The following is a 24,656-nucleotide window of genomic DNA, read 5'->3' as shown; positions in this document are numbered from 1 at the left end:
AAGTGAGCACTGTTACTGTCTATGGAAACAAAGCAGCCACCCCGCAATTGCAGTGAAATGCACCGGGAAATACTTTGCAACGATCGCGAGAAAGCATCGGCGTGTTGCGTCATACTGGAAAGTGTCAACGACGGCGTGTTTGCCGTGGGCAGGGACCAGCGCATCATCGGCTTTTTCAATCGAGCTGCGGAACAGATCACCGGCTTCAGCTCGGAGGAAGCCATCGGCCGCTATTGCTTCGACGTGTTTCGCGCGGACATCTGTCAGACTCACTGCCCCCTCAGGCAGACCATGGCAACCGGGGAGCCCGTATACGATCAGCCGGCGGTGATCATCAACCGAAGCGGCAGCGAAGTGTCGGTCAGCATCTCGACGGCCTTGCTGCGTGACGATGAGGGTCAAGTTCTGGGCATGGTGGAGGTATTCCGGGACCTCTCCCTGATAGAAACTCTGCGAACCGCCGTTTCAGAAAAGTATCGCCTGGGGGACCTCATCGGCAAGAGCGCTCCGATGCAAAAACTCTTTGAAATTCTGCCGGACGTGGCGGAAAGCGACAGCACGGTGCTGATCCAGGGGCCGAGCGGCTCGGGCAAGGAACTGGTGGCCCGATTGATTCATGAGCTGAGCCCGCGGAAAGACCAGCCGCTGGTTAAAATCAACTGCGGGGCCATTCCCGACACCCTGCTCGAATCCGAATTGTTCGGCTATGTCAAGGGTGCCTTCACCGATGCGCGAAAGGACAAACCGGGCAGGTTCTTGTTGGGCAACCGTGGCACGGTCTTTCTGGATGAAATCGGCGACACTTCCCCCGCCCTTCAGGTCAAGCTGCTGCGCGTATTGGAAGAAAAGCAGTTCGTACCGTTGGGAGGAACCACTCCCATCAAGGTCGATGTACGCATCGTCGCGGCCAGCCATAAAGACATCAGACAACTGATGGATGCGGGAAGTTTTCGCGATGACCTCTACTACCGGCTGAACATCATCAAACTGGAATTGACCCCCCTTTGCGAGCGCAAGGAAGATATTCCGATGCTGGTGGACCGCCTGCTCGCCAGGCTGGGCTCCATCAAGGGAAAGCGTGTTTCGGGAGTCACCGAGGAGGTCATGGAGCTGTTGCTGAATTACCAGTTCCCCGGAAACGTGCGGGAGCTCGAAAACATTTTGGAACACGCCTACGTGCTGTGCAAAGGACCGCTCATCAAAACAAAGCATTTGCCGCAGGAGTTTCTGGACAAAGCCAAAAGGCCTGTTGATGCCTCGTTTCCCGTCAATCCGCTGGAATCTTCCGAAGCCCGCACCATCCGCCAAATTCTGGCAACGCATAACGGCTGCAAAATCGCTGCAGCGCGCGAGCTCGGGGTGAGCCGCACCACTCTGTGGCGCAAGATCAAGAAACTGCACATCGACTCCCCCTGAAAACCACCCCAGCCCATCAGTCCCACCCAATCAGTGAAATCCCCACTATTCTGTTCACTGCTCACCGTTCACTGCTCACTATATATCGTTGCAAATCTGCAACTGATTCACTGCAACAGTTCCACTTCTGCTTTGACTCATCACCACGCCATCCTCAAAAGCAGCTTCAATCCGCAGTCTTACCGCGGAAGTGTTGCCCTCATTCCACTTTTGAGGTGTGGCACTAAAATTGCCTACTGTATCTCACAACACAACGGGAATCTGGGAGCCGATCGATGACCATCGCCATACCATTGTACGGAGAGCGTGTTTCACCCCATTTCTCCACCGCCCCGGAGCTGATGGTGGTGGTAGTGCAACAGCAGCGGCCCGGTTCGACGATGATCATGCCGCTGGCGGCGGTGTCCCTGGTGGATAGGAGAAATAAGCTGCTGTCCCTGGGGGTAACCACGTTGGTTTGCAACGGCATCGACCAAGCCACCCAGTGCTGGCTGGAAAGGCGCGGCCTCCGGGTAATCGCCAATGTGACTGGAGAGGTGGAAGAGGTCCTGGGCAAATTGACCGCAATTTCCTCACTGACAGGTCGCTGAAAAGACGGCAAGCCTGCCATGAAAACCGAATCAACAGGTTGACACTATAAAGAGAGGGCGGTTATGAGCGATCGAAACTTCCGACAGGCGTTGTCAAAGAACCTCATGAAAGTGGGCCTCAAAAACAACTTGTTTCGCCGCCAGGCGGTGGAGAAGGCAGAGCGGGCGCTGGAGGACTATATTGTCAGTCAAAATGCCGACCATCGGCCGCAAAAAGTTCAGGAAATGCGTTTTCTCGGTATGCGCAACCTGCTGCGCAGCGGAGCACGGGCCCTTGCGCGCGGGCGCATATGCGACGCGGAAAGACGTTCGCTGCTCGACACCTTCGTTGAAAAATTCGTTATAGCCGACCCGGCCCGCACGGAAACGTTCCAGCTGAAACACGGCTACGAGCCGCCGGGCTTTCTCATCGTCAGCCCGACAGAGAAATGTAATCTGCGCTGCACCGGATGCTATGCGGCCGCTCGCGCCAGCAAGGCGAAATCGCTGAGCTACTCGGTGCTGCAGCGGGTTATTCGCGAAAAAACCGAGCTCTGGGGCTCTCATTTCACCGTTGTGAGCGGCGGTGAAGCGTGGCTCTATCGCAGCGAAGGCAAAGACCTTTGGGAGCTGCTGCAACAAAACGCGGACAACTATTTCCTTGTTTTCACCAACGGCACCCTCATAACCCGGCAAGTAGCCCGCAGGATGGCCGATCTCGGTAATGTGACACCGGCCATATCGGTGGAAGGTTTTAAAGAGGAAACAGATGCTCGGCGCGGCCAAGGGGTCTTTCAGAGTGTGCTCGAAGCTATGGAGAATCTGCGCGGCGCGGGTGTGCCGTTCGGCATTTCGGTAACGGCAACGCGCAACAACGCAGAACTGATCGTATCCGAATCCTTCGTTCGGTTTTTCTTCGATCTGCAGGGGGCCGCTTACGGTTGGATTTTTCAATATATGCCCATCGGCCGAAGTTATACCTTCGACCTGGTAGTCACACCGGAGCAGAGATTGTTCATGTTGCAGCGACAGATGCAGCTGCTTAGAGAAAGGGAGCTCTTTTATATCGACTTTTGGAACGGCGGCCCCATGTCGGTCGGGTGCATCGCCGCAGGACGTCCGGGCGGCTACCTGCACATCGACTGGAACGGCAACGTGGCGCCATGCGTCTTCTTCCCTTATTATGTAGATAACATCCATGACATCTATCGGAAAAATGGCTCCATCTCGTCAGTCCTGGAATCCGAGCTGTTTTGCGCCATCCGCGGCTGGCAGGCTGCTTACGGCTACGCGCAACCTCCGGATCGGGTTCAAAATCTGTTCCGTCCCTGCCCCATACGCGATCATTATGGTTTTGCCTACCACGCCATTCAAACTACGGGCGCCCGACCGCTTAATAAGGAAGCAGCCGATGCGCTGGCAGACTCGCAATACCGCGGATGCATGCTCACCTACGACCAACGCCTGGCCGAACTGCTTGACCCCTGCTGGCAGGTCGATGTTCTATCCTATGATGCATGCTGCTGAACTCCGAGCAGCCTGCAACTGCAATGAGAGGAACAGATGAAATCCTCCCTGGCACACTGGCATGTTGAAAATGAAACAGAGGCTTTGCAGGCGAACCCAATGCCGAGCATCGAGCAGGAGCTTTTCAAGTTTCCGGCTGCCGACTTCGTACGATCCTGCCACACGGAGCTTGCAGCGAAAATGGATTCCAGGAGACTTGAGGGGGTCGCCCTGGGCGCCAGCGGCGGGATCGACAGCGCGCTTGCGGCGGCCCTTTGCGCTCGAGCGTTGCGGCACTCGGGGCAAAGCCGTGTAGCCGCGTTGCAGATGATCGATGCAAGAGTGAAAGGAGAGTACTACAATTCCGAAGTTTACCGAGTGGTGGGAGCCGAATTCGAGCGGATTGACCTCACACACCGGATCGAGCAGGCGGAAAGGCGACTGGGGGCGCCATCGCGTTTTCTGACCACAATGGGAATGAAGGTTTTGCTTAGGTGGCTGCCGGTAAAAGTGCGCAGGCATATCATCTTGCAGATCATGTCGGCAAATGCCCCATCATGGATAACGCGCCATTATCAAGCTCTCACTACTGCCCATCGGGTTCGCATGGAAGTGCTGCAAAACTTTGCCGCGGACCACCATCTGCTGGTTGTCGTTTGTGCCAATCTGACCGAGGTCTCGCTCGGCTTCTTCGTCGAGCAGGGTGTTGACGACGCAACTATGGGCGACTATGCGCCTCTCGCCGGAATTTATAAATCCCAAGTCTACCGCACCGCAGGATATTTGGGCTTGCCCGATTATCTGCTTGCGCAGCCGCCCTCACCGGGGTTCGGCGGGATCGGCGACGAGGAAATCTTAGGCCCTTACGAAAAGGTGGATGTGGTCCTGGCGGCACTTGCACGAAGCTGGAACGAAGACCAAATCAGGCAGGAACTGGCCCGGCAATCTGCCAGAAGAGCAAACCACAAGCTCGCGGCCAAGAGGTGCTACCGTAGCATCGCTTACGTGAGGTTTCTGCGCGCACTGCTCGAATCTGCCAGAGCCAAAAAAAATTTAGCGGAAAACGAGGATATGTCATGAACATGCCGTTGAAAACACAGCTCGCCGAATGTCAAAACCTGCTGTCGGAAATCAAGGCCGAATATCCCGAGGGCGAGTTTGACCGGGAAATGCTTCACGGAGAGATGGATTTCCGCTACCGCCGAATCAAGGAACTGCGCCGGAAGCTCGATGCAGTGCCCAAAGAAGTTCGCGAATTCTGCCGCTTCACCCAGTCGGTCACGGTGCCGGAGACAGCCATTCGCACTTTTCTTCGGCTCCTAGTTGACAACCCGGACTCTCTGGGCGCTTTTCCCGGGCAGGGCTATCAAGAAATCCGCAAAAGGGTCGCGGCCTGCTCCGAGCAGCTTCAAATCCCGGCAGAAGAGCTCAGTCAAATGGTTGGTCGAATGCGCACGTACGGCATTCTGGATCAAAGCTATCGGCTGGTTGAAATCTACCTCCCAATTATCGCCGCCTATCTGACATTGTGAGCAGCCGAGATGCCAAAAGCCGCAGCCTGCATCAGGAAAGGAGGATAAAATGGACTTCGAACAAATCAAAACAACCGCTGTGAATTGGAGCCCGGTACATCAGAAAGGGCTGATTATGGAAGTTCTCCCTGCCATCTGGCCGCAGATCGGCCGCGATGAGGAGTGCTTCGAGAAGCTCAAAGAATTGCTGGATGAGGCCGCCGTTAAGGAGTATGTGGAGCAACATATGGGCGGGATCTAGGGAGTGAGCAGTGAACGGTGAACAGAAACTTTCAACCTTGTCTTCCGGTTTTTGGGTTCTAGCCTGCAGCGTCTAGCCTCCTGCTTCCGGAAAGGAGCGAACGCCAATAATGTATACATGCAAGGATGCAGTAGAAGACCCGTTAGATATCCTTCAATAGCTCAGGGCAGGTCATATAAAGGGCAATGGAGCTGCCGGGGCCTTGAATTCGCTCACACCACAGACCCCCTGTTACCCACGCCGGGGCGGATTCAAGATAGCACCTGTCGGCCGCATCCTGCCGCGGGCGGCGGGGAAACCCGGCAGGTCTTCCACTCTCCTCTCGGGCCTGCCCTGAGGTGTCGAAGGGTATCCAATCAGGTCGAAAAGGTGTGCTTTAAAGAAAGGAGGAAACAATGACCCTGCAAACTCAGCACAAGCCTGACAGGCTGGTTCGAACAAGCCTCTCATTTTTTCAGAACCTGCTCGGAGACTGCCGGCCGCGCGACTTTGCCGTGCGCTTTTGGGACGGCACTACCTGGGAGGCCGAGCCGGGCCGGCCGACCCGCTTCACCCTGGTGATTCGCCATCCGGGGGCTCTGCGCAACATGTTTTGGCTGCCCAATGATGTCACATTAGGCGAGGCTTACCTATATGACGATTTTGATGTGGAAGGCGACATCGAGTCCGTCTTTGCCCTCAGAGACCATATCGCCGACCCGCGCAAGAATGCCGGCAAATGGCTGCGGTGTGCCGGTTTGCTGCTGCAGCTGCCGCGCAATGGGCACCGATCTGTCAATGGCCGCCGGCCGGCCGAGCTCGAAGGTGCCTGCCACTCAAAGGAACGCGATCGGCAGGCGGTCACCTACCATTACGACGTCTCCAATGAATTCTTTTCCTTATGGCTCGACAGTCTGATGAACTATTCGTGCGCCTACTTTGAATCTCCTGACGAGGATCTCGATACGGCGCAGCAGAGAAAGCTCGACTACCTCTGCCGTAAGTTGCGACTCAAGTCCGGTGAGAGGCTGCTCGATATCGGCTGCGGCTGGGGCGGGCTGGTGATGCACGCCGCCCGGGAATATCAGGTGCGGGTGCTCGGCATCACTCTCAGCAAACCGCAGGCGGAACTGGCCAACCAGCGTATTCGCGAGGCCGGATTGGCGGATCGATGCCGGGTCGAAGTACGTGACTATCGCGACATCGATGAGCCCGAAAGCTACGATAAGCTGGTCAGCGTGGGCATGTTCGAACATGTCGGCGAAGGACAGCTATTCGAATATTTCAACCGCGCATGGAGGCTGCTCAAGCCGGGAGGCGTGTTTCTCAACCACGGCATCGGTCGCTCAGCCACCGAGCGCAAACGCATCGGTCCAAGCTTCATCGATACTTACGTTTTTCCCGACAGTGATCTGCTGCCCATCAATTCCACCCTGCGGGTGGCCGAGTTGAGCGGTTTCGAGGTGCGCGACGTGGAAAATTTGCGCGAGCACTATGCGCTCACCCTTCGCCACTGGGTGCGGCGCCTGGAAGCGCAGCACGATGAGGCGTGCAGCTCGGCGGACGAAGTCACCTACCGGGTCTGGCGGCTGTATATGGCCGGCTCCGCCTACGGCTTTGAAAAAGGCCAGATCAATGTCTATCAGACGCTACTGGCCAAACTGGACCGAGGCAAAGCCGCCTTACCACTGACACGCGCTGACTGGTACCGGTAAAAACCCATAAGTGATGATAGGCCTTGATCATCGTCTCGGCCACCGTCCAATGTATTTCTGCTCGCCCTGAGGTATCGAAGGGTGAACAGGCTCGTTCGTGCTTCGATACCTCAGCACGAACGGATATGGTCCGACCGAAACGATGATCAAGGCCTAAAGATAAAACAAAGTGATTAAAGGATCAAAAAACCTCGGTAGAATCCTTCTGGGATATGCTCCTGTGGGACACCCTGAGGTGTAGAATTGATCGATTGTTTCGCGCACCGAATGCGGATTCCCACCTCCAGCAGACAATGGAGGTGAGAACGCGATTCAAAAAATCTCAAGCGCCATACTTCAATGCATGCATCGAGTGTACGGCAATTGATAGTCGCATCATCGCTTAGATTGCGCACCGTTCATCAGCATGCGCAGCCACTCAAGCAGACTCGGTGCCTGTTTCGTCCAGGGCAGCAGGGCCGCACGCGCCGCGTGTTGTTCCACCACTTCGTGGATATAGGAAGACTCGCTCTCGCGTTTGGCCCAAAGCACCGGGTCAGTCACCTGCAGAGGCGTGAGGCTTTGGTTGATGACCCATCCGAACGGGCTGATGCCTGCTCGATCCAGGTCTTTTTGCAGCAGCGCAGCCTCGTGAACCGGGGTCGCCTCGGGCAAGGTGACCAGCAAAATCTTTGTGAGCTCGGGATCGCGCAACCGGGGCAGAACATGTCTCACCGCATCGGGCAAATCGCTCCTGGTTCGCAACACTTGGCGATGGTATGCCTCGGTGGCGTCCAGCAGCAAAAGCGTATGGCCGGTGGGGGCGGTATCGAGCACCACGAATCCGTCCTCTCCTTCCGCGACGCTGCGCGCGAAGGCCTGGAATACGGCGATCTCCTCGGTGCAGGGTGAGCGCAAATCTTCCTCAAGCAGCCTCAGCCCTTCCGCATCCAAGTCCTTCCCCGCACTCGCCATCACTTCCTGCCTGTAAGCGAGCGTTTCCGCAACCGGGTCGATCCTGCTGACTTTCAAGCCGGGCACGCTGTTGGTCAGCGACATGTCGAGATGGGCGGCCGGATCCGTGGTGGTCAGGTGCACGCCGTATCCCTGCAGCGCAAGCTCGACGGCAATGGCTGATGCAATGGAGGTTTTCCCCACACCACCTTTGCCCATTGCCATCAAAACCCCACGGCCCGGACGGGCCATCTCGGCAACCAGTGAGGAGAGCGGTTGCAAGCCGTTTCCATTGGTGGATGCCGTTAATCCATCGGTGGAAATTCGGGCCAGGGCGGATTCCGGATGCAGTATGGCCCGCAGGGCGTCCACCCCGATGAGACCGAAAGGAAGCAGCGGCACCTGGCTGCACGGGAGACCCGCCAGGCCGGGCGGAAAATGCTCGAGCGCCTCTTGGCCGCGCGCCTCAATCGCTCGTGCAATGGCATCTTGTGCATCTCGAGCCTGGAAAACGCCGTTCAAAATAAGATGTTGATTGGCGACCCCCAAAGCCGAAAGCTCCGCGCTGGTCCGGTCGGCCTCTGCCAGCGCCGATTGTTCAGGGCGGGTCACCAGTACCAGGGTGGTTTTGGCGCCATCGGTCAGCGTCTGCAGTGTGGCTGCATAGAGCGCTTGCTGCTGCTGCAGCCCGGAGAGAGGTCCAAGACAGGACGTTCCGCCGGTATTGGATTCCAGAAAACCGCTCCAGGCGGCAGGAAGCTGCAGCAGGCGAAGAGTGTGGCCGGTGGGGGCGGTGTCGAAAACCACATGGTCAAATTCGGCGGTGGCGGCCGGGTCGCCGAGCAGTTTCGAAAACTCATCAAAAGCGGCGATCTCCACGGTGCAGGCCCCGGAAAGCTGCTCCTCCATGCTGGCAACGGCGGCATCGGGCAACACGCCACGGTAAGGGGCCACCATCCGCTCTCGGTAATCACCGGCAACCGCTTCGGGATCGATGTTAACGGCCCACAAACCCTGTGCAGAGCCGATGGGGGTGGGGGTCGATGAAAGCCGAGCTCCCAGCACTTCGTCAAGGTTCGAGGCCGGGTCGGTGCTCACCAGCAGCACACGTTTGCCGGAATCGGCCAGAGCAATCGCCGTGGCACAGGAGAGCGAGGTCTTACCCACTCCCCCTTTACCGGTGAAAAATAAATATCGGGATGCGTTATCGATAATTTTCATTTTACTTTCCTTTCAACTCAGCAGCAATTGGAAGACGGGTCACACGCGGACTCAAGGTCCGCCATCGGAAGCAGCACCGGGTTAGGCTCCCGCGGTGCAGGCAAACCAAGCAGCTCAGCCAGTTCTTGCCGGCCGGGATAAGCCCCTCGGCTCACGATGCGCCCGTCCAGCAGGATGAGCGGAAGACACTCCATTCCATCTTCTTTCATTGCCTGCTTGACCGTTTCGTTCGCAGCAAAAGCTTGCGGTTGTTGAGCGAGATTAAACCGCTCCACCACCACGCCCCCGCTCTTCAGCCATTCCAGGTCGGCGCTGAAGCGTGGCAGTACGGGGTCGACCACGGGGCCGCATACCCCCGTCGAACAGCACATAGCAGGATCGAATATTTCCAATTTGAACATGATAGGCTCCTTTCTGCACTCTATATTCACTAAAATATCGAGGCACTAATACACTCCAAAGCTTGGAGGTGTATGCACCAAGAAAATGCCTTTGTTCCCCCTCAATGGCCTTCCTACGCTCTACAGAGTTTGTTCGTGTCCGCATCGGCTGCAAGAACCACCTCCAACCGTTTTTTGTTCTCCTGCACTCAGTGAGTGTCGGCAAGACAACGACAAACCCATGCCAGCGCCTCCCGCACCTCCGGAGGAGCAGCTTCCCCGGCCAACCGGTAGTAGACCCAACGCCCGTCCTTGCGATCCTCCACAAGGCGCGCCTGCCTGAGGATAGACAGGTGTTTGGAAACCGTAGAAGGTGCCACCCTCAGCAGCTCAGTAATCTGACAGACGCACAGTTCGCAGCTTTGCAGGGCGAGCAAAATGGTCACTCGGTTTTGATCTGCCAGGGCTTTGGTTATGGCCATAAAGTCGCGCATCGTCATCTCCTATAATTCGCCACTTATCGAAAAATAGTCATCCGTCGTGTTTGCGTCAAGCGGTTTTTTTAAAGCTCATCGCGGACGGCAGGTACAATTTTACTTCCACAAAAACAAGCAAGACTGCGCCAGAGCGCTGATCAGCCACGCGAATGACTTCAGTAGACAGAGCATCCTTTGCCTTTTGCGACCTTGTTGCTACAATAGAAACAGAGATGACGCCATGCAAATGGCAGGCATAGGCGATGTGCAATAAGGAGAAAGAGAAGTGGCAGAGGCGGTTAAAAAAGATTCTTCCGATTAAACACCTGACTCTGACGGGGCACCACTGAGTTTGAATCTGCTCACTGCTGTCCGGTTAACTTTTTCGTGACCACAATAAGCCTTTGTACTTAAAAAGATAATCAGGATATTTCCTTTTTTAGATTAAATTTCAACCTTCCCAAAAAATCTGGAATTCTGATATGTTTTCTCTGCCGGGCGTTACATTTTTACCGGACAGCATACTGACGATGATCTGGAACCAACCATGGCCATCCTATGCCGCGTCATCCATATGTTCTTGGTCAATTCTTACGTCTCCTACCTCGATACGAATTCCAACGTATTGTGAACAAATTCAACGGGGATTATCGCAGCAGGCATTTCAAGTGCTGGAACCAGTTGGCCTGCATGATCTTCGCTCATATCCGGCAGGAAAGCAGCCTGCGCGATATCGATGTTGCGCTCAACGCACATTCCAGCAAGCTCTACCACATCGGCCTCCAGCAATGTCCAAAGTCTACTCTGGCAGATGCCAATGAACGGCGTGACTATCGGATTTACGAGGAATTTGCCAAATCTATGATGCAGCGTGCCCGCCGAGAATATGCAAACACTTCGGGTGCAGATCTTTTGAAACGAAACCGCAAAGGAGTTGTCGCACATTATTTTTCTCAACAATGTCAAAGCACTGGACATTTGCTCTGCCTTAGGGCATTGTAGGTTGCCAACCTACAACCTAAGGAGACGCCCTGATGAACCAAGTGCGTGATATAAAGAATCTGAATGAAGGATTTCGTTCGGTCTGCCACCAGTTTCAGGCTATGATCGATCAACTGCGCAGCGATGCGACGGCTCAAATGGAACATGATCAGGTGGAGATTCTGATTAAGAAACAGGGAACGGAAGTGATGCGACTCCTGCTTCAAGGCCATTTGAACGAACGGTGCAATGGCGAGCAACGGATGGAATCGTTTCAGGGGGCCGATGGGACTGTGCGCACTAGGTGTCGTGAGAACTGTGAGAGAAACCTTATGACTGAGTTTGGACAGGTGGTGGTTAGAAGAAAAGGCTACAGCGCCAAGGTGCTAAGTCTCACAATATTTGACTCTGAGAGTCCCAGTTTAGATGAAGATGTCCTCCCCCACAAGTTGGTGGGAGCTTGTGAGGGAAGACGTGAGTATTTTAGCAGTCTTGTAAGCCGTCGATCATTTCAACAGCCTCACGGAAGTTGCAGCATTTGACGGCCATGACCATGTCGATGGGATTGAAGTTTTTCTGGCACCGGAAGCACCGGGCCAGGTTGGTTTTGGGGTTGGTGGCGGTTTGAAACTCAGAGCACAGGGGGCATAGAAAGCGAAAATACCCGTCTGATACTTTGCAGGGGATGCGCAGAAAATCAGAGATGAGCCGGGAGATGGGGATCTGATTACGCAGTATCCGGAGTTTTTGCTTGGAATAGAGCTTTGTCATGATGTCTTCTCCTAGGGAAGGCGGAATTCGGCCATGGTGTCGGTGACCAGGGCTTCGTTGATCTTGTTGAGATTTTGGGCGGCGGCATTGAGGAGGCAGGCGGTAGCGATGTTATTAATCTGCCTTGGGATGCCGCTGGCATAGTCATGGATGAGGGATTTGGCTTCGGGCTCGAAGACCTTCTCGTTGCTCCCCGCGAAACGCATCCTGGAGTCGATATAGGAGGTGGTCTGGTCCGAGGTTAAGGCGCCGAGGTGACATCGGACGGTGATTCGGTTGACAAGATCGCTAAGAGAGGCACGGGCAAGGAGCTTGGCGAGGGGCTCCTGACCGCTGAGGACGATCTTTACGGGAGTATCGGTATCGAGGGCTGAGCTAACCAGGAGGCGCAGATCGGTCAAAGCTTGCGGATCTATAAGGTGGGCTTCGTCGATGATAAGCACCGTTGAGAGATCTTCTTTTGCGGTGCGATCGAGAATTTGTAAAAAGAGATGATCCTTGCCTCGCCGGGGGGCTTCTCCCAACTGAGTCACGATTAGGCGAAGCAGGCTGGATGACGGGATTCCGGTGAAGTGGAGATAAACGGGGCGGTAGCGGTTTTTAGAGAGGTTATGGATGAAGAGCCTTAAGAGTGTGGATTTTCCGGCACCGGTTGGTCCGATGAGGAGGGCCAGGGTCCCTTGCCGGGCAAAGTAGTCGAGTCTGGCCAGGGACTGGGAGATGCGGTGGTCGTTGAGGATCCATTCCACGGGAGGGCGTTCCTGGAAGGGATGGCTGTTCATTTTGAAATGATCGAGGAACATGGTGGTTACTCCTTTTGCTGTAGGATTTGTTTGAGCTCACCGACGAGGTGGGGGAACGACTTGTTAGGCACTCGGGCAAAGGCCTGCGTGAGCACGGATTCTGTGAGCTGAACGTTTTGATTGTAGAGTTTTTTGAGCGTTTCGAGCTCCTGTGCCGTGAAGGCGGAGATGCCCACTTCTTTTCCGAGCAGCCGGGCAAAGGCTTTGACAAAGGCATGAAACGGCCACGGCCGCACGGAGACGACCTTGCGGTAATCGATGCCGCGAGTGTTTGCGGCGAGCTGCTCCCGGTGCTCGCGAACGAGGAGATCGATGAGGTTATGCTTGGGTTTTCCCCGAGCTTGTGCGGGAAGGGGCGGTTGCTCGGCCTCGCGGTGATGGAGCACGCCCGATCCCTGGTATTCGCCTTTCAGGGAAAAGATCTTCACGCTATCTGAAGACGAGAAGGGATCGTAGTGGACCCAGACCTTGTCTCCCCTTAAAGCTGGATCGACCCGGTAGAGCCGCTTATCGAGGCTAATGTCGGAAAAATCCTTGTGGACGACCCGAGTGACCTTTCTAAGGAAGGAAGCGAGCACCTGGTCCATTTCCACGTGGCGGATGACGGAAAGTCCGGTATGATAGCGGTCCTTGGGAGTCTCGCCGGTCTCGGAATGAATGGAGCTATGATAATCCACCGAGATCCATGCGCTGAGAGCTCGGTTGAGATCATCGAGGCTTATGGCATCTTGTGCCCGCACCTCGGATTCAAACCGGTCTTGGGCGGTCTCAAAGAAGCGCTCAATGAGTCCTCCCGGGGAAGGGTCCCCGGCCGGCCGGTGGCGAAGCCGGATGTGGAGCCGGTAGCAGGCAGCCTTGAGGCCGATTGCGTGATAGACCTTGGCGTTATCGAGGTAGAGTTCGCCGGGGGCGCCATGCTTGGCCAGGGCGCGCAGCAGCGAGTCGATGAGGATATCGAGGCTTTGGCGCAGGTAGTAGCGGGCCTCGACGATATACCTGCTGTGGCAGTCGATGAAAGCGGAAAGATAGGTGGGCAGGACCTCCCGGCCGAAAACAACATAGGGGCCTTCCTCGAAGTCCCCAACCCAGAGATCATGGGTATGGTCTCTGGTCCAACGTTTTCTCACCTTGTTTTTGACAACGCCGAGCTTGAGGCGGGTTGCGCCCGCACCTTTAAGATGGCGATACAAAGTAGAGCGGGAGAGCGTAACGCCATAGAGGTCCTTTAGGAATCGGTTGATGGTGGCAGGGGAGCGCTTGGGCTGCTCGCATTTAAGCTCGATGGCGGTTGCAATGATTTCTGCGGGTGCGGCCCTGGCATGGCCGCGGTCATGGCGGTCTTTTCTTGCGAGAGCATCGAATCCTCCGGTTCGATAGCGCTTCAGCTTTCGCCTGAGGGTGGAAAGGGAGGGCTTGCCGGTACGTCCGCCGGGAAAGACCATCTCCTTTTGAGAGATCTCTTTGAGAAAATCCTGGATCGATTCCGGCTCCACCTCGTCGAAGAGAACGGGGCGAAGGAGATCGCACCAGAACAGGGCCCATTTTTCATCTTTTTGCTTCATAACGCCTCCTTTGTTTTATGGTTGGAGGCGAGCATAAATCATTGCCAGGCGCAGCCTGTTGCAAAGAAGGGGAAAATTGAAGCACCAAAAACAACTCGGAATACCGCCTCCAGGTGGACGAGCCGGCGAGAGCGTTTGAGGGTTTCTTCCCGAGCGGTTTTCACGAACTTATTGGGGGAGATCGTTAGCGCGGCGAGATCCCGGTAGACTTTTGTCGCCGGATCCTTCTGTAAGATGAGGTCCAGAGCGCGGCGCGGGATTTCTTTGAAGCGGCCAAGAGTGTCGATCCAGCGGTAAGGGGTTGTGTGGGAGAGGACTTTATCGACCGGCGTATTTCCTTCGTCCGTCGAGGCATGGAAGATCTCCGAGCCTTCTTCCAGGACTGTCTTCCGATAGGTCGACGTCTCATCTTCCAGATAGCTTGCCGAGCGATGAAGTATCGCGTCGCTGGTGTAACGCTTGAAGGGAAGCGCGAAAGGAGGCTGTTCGGTGAAGGTCTTATGGCAGCCGGGGCATTTCCACCGAATGACAAGGCATTTTACCACCTGGACCAATGCGTCGCATAGAATGCGGAATTTGCGGGGGCGTGCCTGATGCCGCCTGAACAAATACGGTTGAGTATTGCAGACGGGGCAGGAGGGCAAACCGCAGCGGATCTTGTTTCGCAGCACATTCAAGCTGTATTTTCTAATATCTGAGCGGGTAAATGGAGCAAACATGGCGTCTCCCACTTGAGCGAATAGTCATGATCGAAGAGGTTTCCGAAAAAGCCGTTCGTTTACTCCAACCTGGCGCCGCCCGCAAGCGCAAAACCGCCGGCGCCCGACGCGCCAGATGCTATGTTTGGCAACGGTTTTTCAACAAAGGAGTTGCGTTACCCATGAGTAAGATATCCCGCAATGCGCCCTGCCCTTGTGGAAGTGGAAAGAAGTACAAAAAATGCTGTTTGTTGCGCGAACAGGTCTCAGCGACACGGCCGCCGCAGGCTCCTTCAGATGTCTTCAAACAGATCCATGCCCAAATGGAGGAGTTGGACAACCTATCGAATAGTGTCATTGATCTCATCCAAGCCGGGAAACTGGACGAAGCGGAAGCTCAGTGTCACAAGCTATTGGAGCAATATCCGGACGATGTTGACGGGCTCGACAGACTGGCAACGGTCTATGAAGCCAAGGGGCAGAATAGGATGGCCGCTGAGTACTACCGAAAGGCGGCCGCTTTTATGCGCTCAAGGCCAGGATTTGACAACGAAGCCATTGAATGGGCTCTGAAGAAAGCCTCTGAACTGGAGTCTGCATCGTCATCAGCAGAATAGATCTTGCAGCCGAGCCATGGCCTGCAGGTGGTCGGCGAGGCTCGTGGCGCTGCGACAACCAGTAATGTTGACATTCCGGAGGTGCTTCGGCGCCCCCGCTGATGCCCAGCCGTTATCCGGCGTGGTCTTGGGACCGGTTAGCGCCCGGCGCGCGGGGTAGGCAGGGTAAAGTGCAAAAGCATGGCGAGGTATAGCGGGATAGGCGGGATCAGATTACTTGGGACTGTTCAAATCAAATATTGTGGGACGTAGGACCAAGGGAACCAAAACCTTGTTTCCCCTGGATGCGGAGCTCAACCTTCCGCAAGACAAGTACTCTTCGGAGCTGTGCCGCCTGGTGGCTCAACAGGTGGCGGACTCTTCCTTTGATGAAGGTGTAGAGAGCATCCGGAGGACGACGGGTGGGAAAGTTCCCAAGCGCCAGACCATCCAACAGACGGTCAAGATGTCGCAAGATTTCGATGCCTTCTACAAGCTTCCAGGGGAGCCGGAGAAAACATCGGATCTGCTGGTCATCACCGTGGATGGTAAGGGGATCGTGATGCGTCAAGAAGACCTTCGGCCCGCTACACGCAAGGCCGCTGAGCAGCAAAAGGGTTCCCATGGAGCGCGTCTGGCGCCGGGTGAAAAGCTCAACCGCAAGCGCATGGCCACTGTGGCAGCCGTCTACAGCCTGCAAGCTCAAAAACGCACACCCGAACAGATCATGGGACCGAAAGAGAATAAGCTTGCTCCCGTGAGAGCCCGAAGCAAGCGGGTATGGGCCAGTATCGAACACGATAGCCGGGGTGTGATAAGAGCTGTCTTTGAAGAGGCATTGAAAAGAGATCCTATGCAGAGCCGTCACTGGGTGGTCGTGGTGGATGGAGGCGAGCAGCAACTCCTTGACATACTTGACATAGCCGAAACCTACCAGGTCAAGATCACTCTGGTTTTGGATCTCATCCATGTTTTGGAATACCTGTGGAAAGCGGCCCATTGCTTCCACCCCGTTGGCAGTAACCAGGCTGAAGAATGGGTAAAAGAGAAAGCTTTGCAGGTTTTGCATGGAGCCGCCCAGAGTGTGGCTGTTGACCTGCGACGTAGTGCCACGCGTAGACAACTGAGCCAAAACAAACGACGGCCCGTGAACAAGTGCGCAGACTATTTGGATAAGTATAGTCCCATGCTTGAATACGACTCCTTCCTCTCCGATGGACTCCCCATTGCATCGGGAGTGATTGAGGGCGCCTGCCGTCATCTGATAAAAGATCGGCTGGATCGCACCGGGGCTCGCTGGCGCATGAAGAGTGCCGAAGCCATAATACGAATTCGATCTCTTCGCTCCAGTGGCGATTTTGATGCCTACTGGAAATTTCATCGGGAACAAGAACTTCAACGTAATTACGCCCGTCGTTATGCGACCGCTTGCTGAACTCAGAGAGTTACCCTAAATGTCGTTTCAAAAGATCTGCACCCAACACCGAATTGGCAATCGACGTTGATAATGCCGTTTATGCGTTGGACGCCTCCGTCATTGATTTAACGCTATCCTTGTTTCCTTGGGCAAAGTTCCGCAAAACCAAGGGAGCGATCAAGCTGGACGCCATGCTCGACTTGCGGGGCAATATTCCAGCATTTTTGACGATCACAGATGGAAAAGTCCACGATGTCAAAGCAGCACCGCTGATCCCCATTGAACCTGACGGCATTTACGTAGTCGATCGAGGATACGTTGACTTCGCCTGGCTGTGGTCTATTCATCGAACGGATGCCTTCTTCGTCACCAGATTGAAAAGAACAATAAAGTGGACCCGCGTCATTTCACGTCCTGTCGATAAGTCCCTTGGTTTGCGTTGTGACCAAGAAATTTTGTTGGCCAGTAAACGCTTACAGGGACTCTACCCGATCCGGCTGAGGCGGATCAGCTTCCGCGATCAAACACAAGAGCGAACTCTGGTCTTTTTGACAAATAATTTTTCTCTGCCGGCTGAGACCATTGCCGCCTTGTACAAGGCCAGATGGGAAATCGAACTGTTCTTCAAATGGATCAAGCAAAACCTACGGGTGAAGGCGTTTTATGGCACTTCCCCAAATGCCGTAAAGACTCAGATCTGGATCGCCATGACCGTATACCTCTTACTCGCCATCTTGAAAGAACGCTACCACCTGGAGCAAAGTCTCTCCCAATTATTACACTTTTTGGAGGTTAACCTATTCGAGCAAAAACCGCTTATTTCAATCTTTAGACCGAATGCTAGAACTTTTAAGCAAAAACAGGAAGAAACCTATAAGCAGTTGACTTTGTTTGGTGTTTAAGTAATTTTCTTCCGAACCCTCAAGATATAATGTATATCAAGCAGGTATTTAAATTCTAATACTGAAGTTACACTATAGAGCTACGCCACCTTAGTAAGTGGCTGATTTTGCTTAATAGTTAACCGGACAGCAGTGGAATCTGCTATATCATCCATCTCCATATTTTACCCTCAGAATTGTGCGGAGGGGAATAATCTCATATCTGTATGGGGCAAAAACAGTGCTGAGGTATAAATATCATAATAACTTGGTTCCATTGTCAGCTCAAAGGTAGTAACAGATCCTGCTATTTGTCGGATATTCTCCATATCTTCTATAGATAAAAGTGCTTTTGTGGCGCCATCAATTGAGCTGTTGCCGATAAACGCTATCTTACCCCTTTCTATATCCGGTAATAGCCCGATCTTTATTGCCCTCTCAATATCCAGGTGTCTTCCGAAGTTTCCGGCAATCAATAATCTTTCCACATCATAGAATTCCATTGGGTGCGGCTCTTTTAGAACGACAGCTTGAAAGGCAGTAGCTGATCATAATTTGGATTGATATCAAGGGACTGGACATTTTGTCTCCATTATGGGATGGTATCCCGCCAACCCATAACCCAAAGGAGACCTCATATGATTCAAACCGGTCATCTTGATGACTTATTCGGAGTATTCGATTTGCCTTGTCAGCAGTTTGAATCACTGATCAGTGCGCTTTGCGATGAAAGCACGGCAGCTATGGAGCATGGCCGGATAGAAGACCTGATTTGCCGAATGGGAAACGAATTACTGCGGCGCTTGATACAGGCTCATCTGGATCTACGTGCTTTGCGGGAGCCGCGTAGAAAGCAGTTGACTGCGCCAGACGGCACCCATTTGGCTGATTGTCGTGAAAATTGTGAACGCACCCTGGCGACAATCTTCGGCGACGTAAAGGTTAGACGCAAAGGTTACGGTGCCCCCGGGATTGAGAGCAAATTTCCACTGGATGCAGAGCTTAACCTTGCCCCGGACAAATACTCACATGGGCTAAGGTATCGAGCAGTTGAACAGATCGCTCGGCATTCCTTTGATGAAGCAGTAGCCGACGTTAAGAAAACCACGGGCGGTAAAATTCCGAAGCGCCAGATGCAGGAGATCGCAGTTGCCGCAGCTCGGGATTTCGAGACATTTTACTCGGGCCGAAAAACTGAGGGAGCTGAACAAACATCGGATATCCTGGTGATGAGTACAGACGGCAAGGGAATCGTGATGAGAAAGGAAGACCTGCGGGCGGCGACACGCAAGGCTGCCGAGCAGGCAAAACAGGAAACCGGCGCCCGCCTTCAGCCCGGTGAGAAACGTAACCGCAAGCGCATGGCAACAGTAGCCACTGTTTACAGCGTTAAGCCGCATCTGCGCACTGCAGAGCAAATCATGGGTCTTTGTCCGGATGCCGAAAAGCCACGTCAGCCGAAAGCCACAGACAAGCGTGTTTGGGCCAGCGTTGAGCGGGGCCAAGAGGAAGTGATCGGAGCAATGTTTGAAGAGGCCTTGCGGCGAGATCCCGATCGCAGTCGTCCTTGGGCTATACTGGTCGACGGGGCGGAAGAACAATTAGACAAGATCCTCAATTTTATCGAGTGCCACCGCCCCGATGCGACGCTGATCCTGGACTTTATCCATGTACTGGAATACGTTTGGAAGGCAGCGCATGCTTTCTTTAGCCCGGGTAGCCAGGAGGCTTTAGATTGGGTGGCGCAGCAGGCCCTGAAGATTCTCAAGGGAGAAGCCCGCAAAGTTGCGGTCGCGATGCGTCGCAAAGCTACCCGTGAACAACTCAGCCAAAAGCAACGAAAGCCAATCGATAAATGTGCCGCTTACCTGAGCAAATATACTCCGATCCTGCACTATGAAGAGTATCTCTTGGAGGGGCTTCCGATTGCCACGGGTGTCATTGAAGGGGCCTGCAGGCATTTGATCAAGGATCGGATGGATCTGACCGGAGCTCGTTGGAGATTGAAAAGTGCCGAAGCAGTGCTGAGGCTCCGTTCGTTGCGATCAAGCGGTGACTTTGAAGAGTATTGGGCCTTCCACAAGGCCCGGGAGAAAGCACGCAATTATGGTTCGGACACCAGCCTCGCTGCATGCGGGTGACTGTGGCCTCAGTAAGTGCGGCACCGTTCCAAAAGAGCCGCACCCAATTCCATTTGCATACTTTTCAGTAGTATTGTAGAGCCGGCATAGAGGGCGGCCTTATCCCTTATAAGATTGTCTATGTCAGCCTGTGTTAAAGTAATATCTTTACTTATTTGCGTCTCATCACTAAAAGCAATGATAAACTCTAAACCAGCATCTGTTTCTTTGATTCTGGGACTTTTGAAACCGGCGTTTATCCTTCCTCGTCTATCAATCATGTTTCGTTTAAGCATTTGTGCCAGAAGATCAATTAATCCTGAACCACAGATACCCATTGGAGACTCATTATGTATGGTTTTATATCTCAACTCTCCATCTTCCCTTAAGGTTACTCCTTCTATGGCGCCGGATGCGGCATTCATCCCGAACTCCAGGCCGCATCCTTCAAATGCTGAGCCTGCTGAGCCAGAACAGGCAACCATCCAGTCCCTATTTCCCAATACGGTCTCTCCATTTGTTCCTATGTCGATAAGCAGTATTGGATTGTCGGATTCATTCAGCCCTGTAGATAATATTCCAGCGGTAATATCACTGCCTATATACCCACTCACGCAAGGAAGAAATTTGATAACACCATGTGGATTTATTTTAATCCCTAAGCTTGCTGCTAAAGTCGATGGATAGAGAGTGGTTAGAGGCACATAGGGCTCTATGCGGATCGTTGTCGGGTCAAGTCGCAAAAATATATGGGCCATTATTGTATTTCCCGCACATATTAACCCGCTAATTTCATTTTGTCTGATTTCATGCAATTTACATGATTGTTCAATCATTAAATTTAACTCGCCTATAAGGAGTTCGTTAAGCACCCTTAATCCATTCTCTTTTTTACAATAAATCATCCTGGAGGTTACATCTGCACCATGGACCCGCTGCGGGTTGTTGCTCGTCCTTGACTCTATTGTTTTACCGCTGTTAAGGTCTATCAAATTCATCACCAGCGTGGTTGTTCCTATATCACAGGATAGTGCGTACAATGCCTTCTCTGTGTTGCCCTTTTCTAAGTTGACCAATCGCACCTGACTGTCTATTTCAGAAAATGTCACGGTTACCTTCCAATCACTATCTCTCAGTATCCTCCCCATACCTTCAAGTAATGATAGATCAACCTCAACCTCTTTGTACCGTGTTTCCCTCTCAATCTCCCTCAAAAGCCTCTGATAGTCACCAAGTGTATCGCTTAAAGAAGGTGCGGGAATCTCTAAATATCTCTTTTTAATTACAGGATTATGTCTTGGCATCAGGACTCCCTCCGCAAAATCGTTTTATTTGTGCTTTTAATTTGTTTTACAGGCTGCTTGTTATAGGCGTTCACGTGCAATCAGTGCGGCCCCGATGGCGCCGACGACCTGCGGCTCGGGCGGGATTTCCAGCCGCGCTCCCAGCGCCCGCTCAAGGGCTTTGACAACCCCGACGTTTTTGGCCACCCCGCCGCTCATGGCGATTTTCCCATGCCTGCCGACCCGCCCCAACATGGACACCGTGCGAACCGCAATGCTCTCGCAGATGCCGCGACATATCTCTTCTACGGGCCGCCCTTCGGCAATGAGCGATATCACTTCGCTCTCGGCAAAGACCGTGCACAGCGAGGATATGCTTGCCGACCGTTTAGCCTGAAGCGCCCGCCGGCCCATATCCTCGATATCGATTTCGAGCGCGCGCGTCATCATTTCCAGAAAGCGGCCCGTCCCGGCGGCGCACTTATCATTCATGGCGAAGCGCTGCACCGCTCCCTCTCCGTCAAGAGCGATGGCCTTGGTGTCCTGCCCCCCGATATCGATGATCGTGCCCACTCCACGCACCAGGTGGGCCATCCCCCGAGCATGGCAGGTGATTTCCGTGACCTGCTCATCGGCAAAATCTACCGCTTTGCGTCCATATCCGGTTGCAACACAGGTTTGGATCCTCCGTTCGAAACCGTTCCCATCGAAAACCATCTCCTTCAACTTTGCGGCGGCGCGGCGGCTACTGGCCCCGGTCAGGATCACCTTTCGAAACAGGATTCGCCCGGCCGAATCGATGACCACCGCCTTGCCCGACAGGGACCCGATGTCAATACCCAAAAACAAACCATCCTTGGATATCACTCTGCCGCTTTTCCCTCTGCGCTTCTCCATTACTTCGACGAAGCCATCGAGCCGTGTGCGGGTTTGGCCTTCGGAATAATTTCGACTGTCGACGCAGTCGCCGTCAAGGTCCAGAAAGGGCACGTCGAGCCGCTGCAGAGCGTCGGCAATCGGTCTTACGCCTCCGCACCCCTGCCGGCAGCCCCATTGCGAGAACTGCAGCACGCCATCCGCCTCGTATTCCCGCACCATGCCCTCGATGAGAGCAATCCGGTTAGTCACCGGCCCGAGATTCGGATTCTGCAGCATCTTTACCGCCAGGCTGTGGTGGGGCCTGCTGGCATCCAAAGGGGACCAGTAGACGTGCCCCAGCTCCTCGGCGACGGCATGCACCCCGAGCTCATTCTCAAGACGGTCGATAAAGTTCCCCTCGAAATAGGGATAGGCGAGCAGCCAAATGATCCGATAGCGCTCGGATCGCTCGCCGTTGTCACCCTCTTTTCCGCAACTCTTTCGGATCTCTGTGACCAAGTCGCGGTAGCAGTCTCGAAGGAAGGGCGTGCCCATCAGCAGCAGCGCTTCGAGAGCCAGCGTGAAGGCTTCCCGACCGTAAAGCGGGCTCGGGAGCCTGCGGCGCAATTCGTTGACCCGGATCATCAGCTCCCTGGTCTCGTTGCTCAGGGAGAAAATGTGGTCCCAATCCCCCGGTTCCGCCCGTTTCCCGCTTAGAGCCACCAGGGTCTCCTCGATCTCCGCGAGCTGCCCGGCCAAGTACTCGACCGCGGTCGGAGAGTGCTCCTGAGGCACATCCAGCAGGACGTAGGGAACGCCCATACGCACGGCTAGTTCTTCCAGGGTTTGGTTCTGCAGATCACAAAGGTGCGACGTGGCCGCCACAAGTTTGAAACTTGGGAGATATCCACCCAGCCAAGCGCCGAGCGTTGCCCGGTGGAATGAGCACCCGTCCCGGCTGAAGCCGGCGGATTCGGCATGTCCCAGCGCTCTTCCCGCATAACCGGCAGCCGCCATCATCGCCGCCAGATGCTCGATGAACATGGGCACCGCTCCATACAAATGCAACAGTTCCGCGGGAACGAGAAATCCCGAAAGCACCGTCAGTTTGCTCGGCCGGTAAATGTCAAGGAGCATCCGGGCCGTCCGGCAGTCGATCCGGGCGGCAACCGGCATATCTTTTCGCGCCGCCCAGCGCTTGCGCCAGAGGTATCCGTGTATAAGCAGTCTTGTAAGGGTGCGCATCACGATTGGTTTCATTCCGTTAATCCTGCCTGCCTCCCTTATCGAGGAGTTCAACAAAAGCTTCGACGCGCGTCGTCAACTGCCCGCCGGCGGCGGACGCTCCATCCCGATCAACGTGCAGAAGAGGAATTCCCTCCTGCCGCAATGCCTCGCGCAGTCGCGGAAGGTCAGCCTGCACCAGGTCGCAGAATTTCAGCGTGTGATAGACAACGCCTGCTGCTCCGTGTTCCTTTGCCAGTCCCAGCAGGCGACGGATGCGCGCTTCGGCGCCCTTCATCCTGGCGCATCCCGCTCGCCTCAGATACCGCCTGGCGATCCCCCTCAGCGGGTCCGGCGAGGCATCCACCAACCCGTCGTAGTGACGAAGCCCGGTGCACAGATCATCCGCAACAACGGCACCGCCGGCGTCTTCGATAAGCTTCTGCAAGGCACATCCGTTGACGATAGAACCGCAGAGCAGAATCCTCGGCCGCTCGGACTGTTTTTCCGCCCTCTCGCCGAAAGCGCTCAGGAACCGTTTCGCTTCGGCATTGAAGCGCTCCTTGTCCGATTCCGCGGCACAGCGTGCGATAACGGCAAACTCGCTTCCGGAAAGCGGAGAGAAGGCATCAGCCCGCAACAGGGAAATGCGCGATATCAGTCTCCGCGTCTCGTTGGTCGTTTCAATGGTCCGCGCGATGTCATCGTTTTCAATGGCGCGGCCTGCCTCCCGTTCGAGTGCGGACCGCAACACACGCAACTGCTCGGCGAAAAAGACCTCGGCGAGATTGTCGCTCCGCCGCGGCACGTCAAGCCGATGGATGAAGCGGGCACCGACGTAGATCGTCCATATATCGGCGAGGCGGCGCATTGCGTCGCATGAGGCGACAAGGACCACACCGTGGAGTCCATCACAGCGGCCGCTCAATGCGGCCCCGAGCAACCCGCGGACATAGGGGCATAGATTGGCGGGAAGAAACGCATCGGCGCCCTCCGCATTCGCTTCGCCGCTCTCGATTCGATGAGGCACGAAGCCCGCCGCCATGATCAGCTCCTCCGGCGTGTAGGAACATACCCAGCCGATGCGCCGCGAGTCCGGTCCCGCCTGACAGGTTTCAAATCGAAAGCGAGTCATCCTATAACCTCTTTTTCATTGCTAAGCTTTCAGCCACAGCAACCTCCTCCGGCACCCGTCCTGTTATGCAGGTTCGATGTCAGCCGGAAACCTGATCCGCCGGGAGCGTCTACGAAGTCAACCTTGACGGGTTTTATTTCTTCGAACAAATCCTTCTCAATGACGTACTGAATTCCTTGATCCGTGAATGTGACGTCACTTTTTTTCAGTTCGCCCATCGCCATGCGTAGCGAAGAACCACAGCACCCATTCTGCATGAAAATCCTGATAACCAGCGGCTCCGTTTGATTTTTCAGGGCATCTTTAATCATTTCACTTGCTTTTTTTGTGACTGTTAACATGTCTCCTCCTGTTTTCTA

23 protein-coding genes and 1 pseudogene are annotated in these 24,656 nt (G+C 54.6%); 12 read left to right on the top strand and 12 right to left on the bottom strand.

Features of this window, described 5'->3' with window-relative positions; genetic code table 11:
- Positions 1–21: 21 nt before the first annotated feature.
- The 7 genes from K1V27_RS18625 to K1V27_RS18595 all read left to right on the top strand — a co-directional run bounded on the left by K1V27_RS18625 (position 22) and on the right by K1V27_RS18595 (position 6,958).
- Positions 22–1,416: a sigma-54 interaction domain-containing protein gene (locus K1V27_RS18625; protein WP_258931560.1), complete on the top strand. Its 1,395-nt coding sequence runs from the start codon at positions 22–24 to the stop codon at positions 1,414–1,416.
- 275 nt (positions 1,417–1,691) lie between these two features.
- On the top strand, positions 1,692–2,006 hold the full coding sequence (locus K1V27_RS18620) for a NifB/NifX family molybdenum-iron cluster-binding protein (protein ID WP_258931558.1): 315 nt from the start codon (positions 1,692–1,694) through the stop codon (positions 2,004–2,006).
- Between the two features lie 63 nt (positions 2,007–2,069).
- A complete protein-coding gene (locus K1V27_RS18615; protein WP_258931557.1) occupies positions 2,070–3,512 on the top strand; it encodes a radical SAM protein in 1,443 nt (480 codons plus the stop codon).
- 36 nt (positions 3,513–3,548) lie between these two features.
- Positions 3,549–4,571 carry an adenine nucleotide alpha hydrolase family protein gene (locus tag K1V27_RS18610; protein ID WP_258931556.1) on the top strand — a complete coding sequence of 341 codons (1,023 nt, stop codon included), beginning with the start codon at positions 3,549–3,551 and terminating at the stop codon, positions 4,569–4,571.
- Complete coding sequence (locus K1V27_RS18605) at positions 4,568–5,023, top strand: hypothetical protein (RefSeq protein WP_258931555.1); 456 nt, start codon at positions 4,568–4,570, stop codon at positions 5,021–5,023. The genes K1V27_RS18610 and K1V27_RS18605 overlap by 4 nt, the downstream gene beginning before the upstream one ends.
- Positions 5,024–5,072: 49 nt before the next feature.
- The gene (locus K1V27_RS18600; protein ID WP_258931554.1) at positions 5,073–5,264 is read left to right on the top strand and encodes a hypothetical protein; all 192 of its coding nucleotides are present in this window, start codon (positions 5,073–5,075) and stop codon (positions 5,262–5,264) included.
- A 395-nt stretch (positions 5,265–5,659) separates the two neighbouring features.
- Positions 5,660–6,958 carry an SAM-dependent methyltransferase gene (locus K1V27_RS18595; RefSeq protein WP_258931553.1) on the top strand — a complete coding sequence of 433 codons (1,299 nt, stop codon included), beginning with the start codon at positions 5,660–5,662 and terminating at the stop codon, positions 6,956–6,958.
- Positions 6,959–7,333: 375 nt separating this feature from the next.
- Here the strand turns inward: K1V27_RS18595 and arsA are convergent, their stop codons facing one another.
- The 3 genes from arsA to K1V27_RS18580 all read right to left on the bottom strand — a co-directional run bounded on the left by arsA (position 7,334) and on the right by K1V27_RS18580 (position 9,986).
- Complete coding sequence (gene arsA, locus K1V27_RS18590; protein ID WP_258931552.1) at positions 7,334–9,112, bottom strand: arsenical pump-driving ATPase; 1,779 nt, start codon at positions 9,110–9,112, stop codon at positions 7,334–7,336.
- Between the two features lie 17 nt (positions 9,113–9,129).
- On the bottom strand, positions 9,130–9,513 hold the full coding sequence (arsD, locus tag K1V27_RS18585; protein WP_258931551.1) for an arsenite efflux transporter metallochaperone ArsD: 384 nt from the start codon (positions 9,511–9,513) through the stop codon (positions 9,130–9,132).
- A 188-nt stretch (positions 9,514–9,701) separates the two neighbouring features.
- Positions 9,702–9,986 carry an ArsR/SmtB family transcription factor gene (locus tag K1V27_RS18580; protein ID WP_258931550.1) on the bottom strand — a complete coding sequence of 95 codons (285 nt, stop codon included), beginning with the start codon at positions 9,984–9,986 and terminating at the stop codon, positions 9,702–9,704.
- Positions 9,987–10,526: 540 nt separating this feature from the next.
- On the opposite strand from K1V27_RS18580, the gene K1V27_RS22960 reads away from it, so the two are divergent.
- On the top strand, positions 10,527–10,970 hold the full coding sequence (locus tag K1V27_RS22960) for a DUF4372 domain-containing protein (protein WP_353740619.1): 444 nt from the start codon (positions 10,527–10,529) through the stop codon (positions 10,968–10,970).
- 462 nt (positions 10,971–11,432) lie between these two features.
- Here the strand turns inward: K1V27_RS22960 and K1V27_RS18570 are convergent, their stop codons facing one another.
- From K1V27_RS18570 to K1V27_RS18555, 4 genes are read right to left on the bottom strand one after another with little or no spacing between them, the layout of a single operon-like run.
- Positions 11,433–11,720 (bottom strand): CHC2 zinc finger domain-containing protein, encoded by a 288-nt coding sequence (locus K1V27_RS18570; RefSeq protein ID WP_258927472.1) that lies wholly within the window; start codon positions 11,718–11,720, stop codon positions 11,433–11,435.
- Positions 11,721–11,731: 11 nt separating this feature from the next.
- Entirely contained in the window at positions 11,732–12,523 is a 792-nt protein-coding gene (locus K1V27_RS18565; protein WP_258927473.1) for an ExeA family protein, read from the bottom strand.
- Between the two features lie 5 nt (positions 12,524–12,528).
- A complete protein-coding gene (locus tag K1V27_RS18560) occupies positions 12,529–14,085 on the bottom strand; it encodes a helix-turn-helix domain-containing protein (protein WP_258927474.1) in 1,557 nt (518 codons plus the stop codon).
- Between the two features lie 38 nt (positions 14,086–14,123).
- Complete coding sequence (locus tag K1V27_RS18555; protein ID WP_258927475.1) at positions 14,124–14,804, bottom strand: DUF6431 domain-containing protein; 681 nt, start codon at positions 14,802–14,804, stop codon at positions 14,124–14,126.
- Between the two features lie 26 nt (positions 14,805–14,830).
- Here K1V27_RS18555 and K1V27_RS18550 point away from each other — a divergent pair, with 26 nt between their 5' ends.
- From K1V27_RS18550 to K1V27_RS18540, 3 genes are all read left to right on the top strand, one after another.
- Positions 14,831–15,400: a tetratricopeptide repeat protein gene (locus tag K1V27_RS18550; RefSeq protein WP_258927476.1), complete on the top strand. Its 570-nt coding sequence runs from the start codon at positions 14,831–14,833 to the stop codon at positions 15,398–15,400.
- Positions 15,401–15,617: 217 nt separating this feature from the next.
- Positions 15,618–16,814, top strand: coding sequence for an ISKra4 family transposase (locus tag K1V27_RS18545; RefSeq protein ID WP_258931548.1), 1,197 nt, complete (start codon positions 15,618–15,620; stop codon positions 16,812–16,814).
- A 53-nt stretch (positions 16,815–16,867) separates the two neighbouring features.
- Entirely contained in the window at positions 16,868–17,698 is an 831-nt protein-coding gene (locus tag K1V27_RS18540) for an IS4 family transposase (RefSeq protein WP_258931547.1), read from the top strand.
- Between the two features lie 170 nt (positions 17,699–17,868).
- Here the strand turns inward: K1V27_RS18540 and K1V27_RS18535 are convergent.
- Positions 17,869–18,189: pseudogene (locus tag K1V27_RS18535) on the bottom strand (ASKHA domain-containing protein); the annotation flags it as partial.
- Between the two features lie 126 nt (positions 18,190–18,315).
- Here K1V27_RS18535 and K1V27_RS18530 point away from each other — a divergent pair.
- Positions 18,316–19,818 (top strand): ISKra4 family transposase, encoded by a 1,503-nt coding sequence (locus K1V27_RS18530; protein WP_258931546.1) that lies wholly within the window; start codon positions 18,316–18,318, stop codon positions 19,816–19,818.
- 8 nt (positions 19,819–19,826) lie between these two features.
- Here the strand turns inward: K1V27_RS18530 and K1V27_RS18525 are convergent, their stop codons facing one another.
- The 4 genes from K1V27_RS18525 to K1V27_RS18510 are packed head-to-tail and all read right to left on the bottom strand — an operon-like array spanning position 19,827 to position 24,638.
- Positions 19,827–21,101, bottom strand: a complete 1,275-nt coding sequence (locus K1V27_RS18525; protein ID WP_258931545.1) for an ASKHA domain-containing protein — start codon at positions 21,099–21,101, stop codon at positions 19,827–19,829.
- A gap of 60 nt (positions 21,102–21,161) precedes the next feature.
- Positions 21,162–23,198 (bottom strand): acyl-CoA dehydratase activase, encoded by a 2,037-nt coding sequence (locus K1V27_RS18520; protein ID WP_258931544.1) that lies wholly within the window; start codon positions 23,196–23,198, stop codon positions 21,162–21,164.
- Between the two features lie 4 nt (positions 23,199–23,202).
- Positions 23,203–24,297, bottom strand: coding sequence for a 2-hydroxyacyl-CoA dehydratase subunit D (locus tag K1V27_RS18515; protein WP_258931543.1), 1,095 nt, complete (start codon positions 24,295–24,297; stop codon positions 23,203–23,205).
- A gap of 29 nt (positions 24,298–24,326) precedes the next feature.
- Positions 24,327–24,638, bottom strand: coding sequence for an IscA/HesB family protein (locus tag K1V27_RS18510; RefSeq protein ID WP_258931542.1), 312 nt, complete (start codon positions 24,636–24,638; stop codon positions 24,327–24,329).
- Positions 24,639–24,656 lie beyond the last annotated feature (18 nt).

Source organism: Desulfoferrobacter suflitae (genome assembly GCF_022603395.1).
Classification (GTDB): Bacteria; Desulfobacterota; Syntrophobacteria; order Syntrophobacterales; family Syntrophobacteraceae; genus Desulfoferrobacter; species Desulfoferrobacter suflitae.
This window is presented reverse-complemented; position numbering and strand designations above follow the sequence as displayed.